The sequence below is a fragment of the Plebeiibacterium sediminum genome (assembly GCF_026013605.1).
Classification (GTDB): Bacteria; Bacteroidota; Bacteroidia; order Bacteroidales; family Marinilabiliaceae; genus Saccharicrinis; species Saccharicrinis sediminus.
The window spans coordinates 1-3,065 of record NZ_JAPDPJ010000159.1 but is presented as its reverse complement, the minus strand read 5'-3'; the positions used below and the strand labels follow the sequence as shown (position 1 = coordinate 3,065).

Below are 3,065 nucleotides of genomic sequence, written 5' to 3'. Positions count from 1 at the left end.
CTTTTTCTTCTTGTCCATAGCTTTATTGTTAGAGTTTAGAGAGGGATTCCCCAACTGTCGAACTTGGGTTTGATTTTGGAAATTTCACTTTCGCTGAGTTCCTGTCTGAACCAGCCAATCAGGTTGAAATCCTGACCTAAAAACGCTGCCCTGGTTCCCCACAAATACTGTTTCATGCCAAAGGCTTTAATCACCAATAGCATATCATCCTTGCTTTGTATTTTATCAATGGTGGAGTAAATAACCTTTTCATCTGTGCCAAAGTCGAGCATTGCACCGTACAGCGTATTGGCATATAAAGCAGCATCAGAAGCAGAAATAGTCAGGTTTTGCCTGTCGATAACCGTATCTTTTATTGATGGAGCAACCCTTGATGAAGTGCCATCAGGATTTTTCTTAAACAATAGCTTTTTAACGGCATAAATACCGATTCCAACGCCCAAAATGGGCAATCCGTATTTAATGCCATTAGCTATTAATGTTGCTTTATTTACTGGTGGTAACTGTTGCACGGTGCTGAAATTTTAAATGTATCGTAATGCGGTCTTTACAATCTTAGGGTTCTTGGCAACCTTGGTTAGAAGCTTAATCATGTCCTGTTGCTCAACCTTGTTGACTGCATTTTGCAAAAGGTTTCCTACTTGCTGAACTACCTCGGTACTGTCAGCTTCAATGGTGATTCCTACTTTAAACTTTCTCATAATCGTATGTTTTAATCGTTATCTAAATCTGCGTTGTCAAAATCTACGTTCCCCGGTTCCGGCTCTGATATGCCATTCACGGCTTGATTCAGGAAAAGGAGGGTTTTATTAATCAGTTCTGCTTTATCAAGGCATAAGCCAACGATGTTTGCAATCTTGGCTACATCTTGCAGTTCCCATGTCATAAGGGCATCGGATAGCTTTTTGATAATCTCTGCTTTCTTGCGGTCTTCGGGTGTATTAGCCGTACCTATGTCGGTAATCTCAACATTGGTTTCAGGGAGCTGTGCCGATTCTTCCTCGGTATCATCAAGCATTCCCAAAGCTCCTTTAAGTTCTTCGGCTGATAGCCCTAATAGCTCTGCTGTTTTCGGACTGTTGGTAAGCAAGCGTGAACCGATACCGACCAATGCACCTGTGGCAACACGCTTCATCACTTCATTGGGAGCATACCCGGCAAGACGGCTTTCAAGGTCTGTTTTATCGGTTTTCAGTTCCCTGTTTTCGCTTTGGTAGCGGTCTTTTTCAGCTCGTAGTTCTGCATTTTCATTTCGTAAACGCTCATACTTTTCTTCCAAAGTGTTGTAGCGTGTCTCGAACTTAAAATCATCTAACTGCTTTTGATAGCTGATTCGCTCAACCTCTTTGTTATTGCCCGATAAAGCATTAAACACCCCGAAAAGACCTTCCAACTTGTTTTTTGCCTGTTCGTTTTCACCGGAGAACAATCCCAACAGCGTATCTAATTCGCCTAAACCATTGGTGTTACTCTGAATTTGGTGCTGTCTTACTTCTTCCTGAATAATGGTCTGAAGCTCGGCTCTCTCAATGGGTTCTTTAGGTGGGTTCAAAAGCTTACTGATATTTACTGTATAACTGTTAAGGCTTCTGGCATTGGGGCTTTTGCCTCCAAACACATCAACCCTTAGTGAACCATGAGACTGCTTTGCTTTTTCAATAGCACTTTCAATGTCACGGTTAAACTTATCCGTTCCGGAGGTTCTTGAAGTGAGTGCCGTTTCCTGTGCTGCGGTAACCAGGTATATTTCGTAAGCGTAAGGGTACTTTTGTTCATCTTCCGAACGCTTTATAAACTCGTATATGCTTTGTATTTGCTCTCTGTAATCCAACATAGTCGTATTAATTTCGGTGGGGAATAATCTTCACAAACTCCAATCGGTAAGGCTTAAAGTTTTCCGCTTTGGTTTTGATGTCTATGTAATCGGTGAATACCTGGTATCGGTACTCATCCATAAAGTCGTATTCTTCGGGTGTAGCGGTAAACACGTTATCGCTGCTAATGAGTTCCATTTCATCAATGGAGCTTGGCAGACCTTTGGTGTTCAGAATCCACATGTCGTTTTTCAGGTCCAGCGAAATATCCGAACCTGTTACCATTATCACCGTTGGTTTTAACTGATAACTGTCAATAGTTCGCATCCCTGAAACACGGTCTTTTGCGATGGTATGTAATAACTCACTCGTGTTCATATTCAATGTAGATTCTAATGGTTAGCGTATTGTCTCCGCTGTTTTTATTGCTTTTGAAAACCGTATGGATATTGCTGTTTACCTCCAAAGGCTCATGGAAAGGGATAACCTCTTTGCTTAAATGCTTTACCTTTCTGTTGGCAGTAAGCATGTAATCACGCAGTAGAAAACTGTTGCCGTTTACCAATAGGCTGATATTGCCACATTCGTAAGGTTCCGGCTGTTTGTAAGCCTTAACAGGACGAAGAAAAACATCGGATTTATGCAGATAGGCAAAGGTTAATGTTTCCTGTGCTATCAAGTCTGCAAATTCAAGGCTTGTTATGGTTTGACCTTTTTCTAACAAGCCCACTTCGTTGTAGAGATAATCGGCAAACTGCGTATTGAAAAGCTCTGCAATGCTGTTATTCAGGTTGCTTTGCTGGTCTGCATCGAGACAAGTAAATTTGATATTGTTGCTCAAAATATCAACTATTGCCGGAAGAATATCACTTTCAAAAAAGTCTTTGCTTTCCGCTTCACTTGCCCTTGTGCGTAGGTATGAATAGAAAAGGTTGGTAATGCCATCGGTCAGTAACAAATCGGATATTAAAGCTTGGGGAAAAGCTAAATCCTGTGTTACATCTTCCAATTCCGATTCCTTTTTAACCAGGGCGTTTATTGCAATGCCTGTAATCAGTTTACAGGAGGCAGGGAGCAAGTCCTGTTCGTTGATGTGTTTGTTGCCAACTGAGGTTTTTGTAATTACAAAATATCGTTTCATTGTCGGGAGATTTTAGGGTTATTTCTTTTTCTCTACCTCGGCAAGCAGATACACACGAACATTGTAGCTTTCATTAACAGCCAGGTTCTCGCTGTCGTCTTTGTAAATGA

General features: G+C 41.3%; 5 protein-coding genes. All 5 read right to left on the bottom strand.

What is annotated here, in order from left to right; translation table 11 throughout:
* Positions 1-35 precede the first annotated feature (35 nt).
* Positions 36-512, bottom strand: a complete 477-nt coding sequence (locus OM075_RS24680) for a hypothetical protein (RefSeq protein WP_120271253.1) — start codon at positions 510-512, stop codon at positions 36-38.
* A gap of 12 nt (positions 513-524) precedes the next feature.
* A complete protein-coding gene (locus tag OM075_RS24675) occupies positions 525-701 on the bottom strand; it encodes a hypothetical protein (protein WP_170154413.1) in 177 nt (58 codons plus the stop codon).
* 11 nt (positions 702-712) lie between these two features.
* Entirely contained in the window at positions 713-1,834 is a 1,122-nt protein-coding gene (locus tag OM075_RS24670) for an AAA family ATPase (protein WP_301193230.1), read from the bottom strand.
* 7 nt (positions 1,835-1,841) lie between these two features.
* On the bottom strand, positions 1,842-2,057 hold the full coding sequence (locus OM075_RS24665) for a hypothetical protein (protein ID WP_301193229.1): 216 nt from the start codon (positions 2,055-2,057) through the stop codon (positions 1,842-1,844).
* A gap of 121 nt (positions 2,058-2,178) precedes the next feature.
* Positions 2,179-2,955, bottom strand: coding sequence for a hypothetical protein (locus OM075_RS24660; RefSeq protein WP_301193228.1), 777 nt, complete (start codon positions 2,953-2,955; stop codon positions 2,179-2,181).
* Positions 2,956-3,065: the final 110 nt, after the last annotated feature.

Coding starts and splice junctions, on each gene's coding strand:
- OM075_RS24675 (WP_170154413.1), bottom strand. CDS start 701: ATGAGAAAGTTTAAAGTAGGAATCACCATTGAAGCTGACAGTACCGAG.
- OM075_RS24670 (WP_301193230.1), bottom strand. CDS start 1,834: ATGTTGGATTACAGAGAGCAAATACAAAGCATATACGAGTTTATAAAG.
- OM075_RS24665 (WP_301193229.1), bottom strand. CDS start 2,057: ATGTGGATTCTGAACACCAAAGGTCTGCCAAGCTCCATTGATGAAATG.
- OM075_RS24660 (WP_301193228.1), bottom strand. CDS start 2,955: ATGAAACGATATTTTGTAATTACAAAAACCTCAGTTGGCAACAAACAC.